General features: G+C 49.8%; 2 protein-coding genes. Both read left to right on the top strand.

All coding sequences use genetic code 11. The features are described 5' to 3' along the window. Positions 1–503, top strand: a 503-nt coding sequence (locus E1189_RS22400; protein WP_196220883.1) for a hypothetical protein, incomplete at its 5' end; no start/stop codon positions are given. Then, a partial coding sequence (locus E1189_RS24450) for a hypothetical protein (RefSeq protein WP_230459876.1) occupies positions 500–703 on the top strand: 204 nt, incomplete at its 3' end. The genes E1189_RS22400 and E1189_RS24450, both read left to right, overlap by 4 nt.

Here is a 703-nt window from a genome sequence, read left to right as displayed (position 1 = left end):
TCAACTGGCCTGCCTGCTGGCAGGAACTCCGGAATGTTTTCAATCTGCCTGTGGCCAGCTATTGCCTGGATGAGCCGGAGGAAAGTACTCAGCCAACAGGTGGTACGGATACACAGGCTCAGTTGCCAAAACCTGTCATAAAAACTCTGGATAGCAGGACTAACTACGAGCAGCTTCCTGCGCCATGTCTCAGTTACAAAAAAGTTTTTCAGACTGTTGACCATGATCCACGGATGACCCGTCTTTACGTAAATGATATTGCTGTAACTCCCGACGGTGGCCTGATATCTATAAGACTGGGAAAGGGGGGGCATGGTGGTATGGAAGCTGTGTTACCGGGAGCGTTGTCAGCCAGTGCTCCTATACCTTTAGCCAAGAATCACCATTATGGTCAAACCACTCTGACGTTGGAATATAAAACGTGGCTCTCGTTACCCAGTATGGATCCCGATGAAACGATCATTGCCATGCGCACCGAGCCTGAAAAGACATTCAGGTCATGAAGGATCGCTATAGTGGGTTGCATATGGTGCTTATTCCAGAGACGCAGCCCGGCGAAGAGGTTACTGTCCACTATATAGTGGAAACCAGGGGCGAAACTGAAAACACGGAGGAAACAGAAGAGGTACTGGTTTCTGAACGGCCCGATGCGATTTGCTCGGAGCACATGAGTAAGGAGATAGACAGACTGTTTGCCCCGGAA

Origin of the sequence: Parendozoicomonas verongulae (genome assembly GCF_009711465.1) — a bacterium.
Taxonomy (GTDB): domain Bacteria; phylum Pseudomonadota; class Gammaproteobacteria; order Pseudomonadales; family Endozoicomonadaceae; genus Sansalvadorimonas; species Sansalvadorimonas verongulae.
This window is presented reverse-complemented; position numbering and strand designations above follow the sequence as displayed.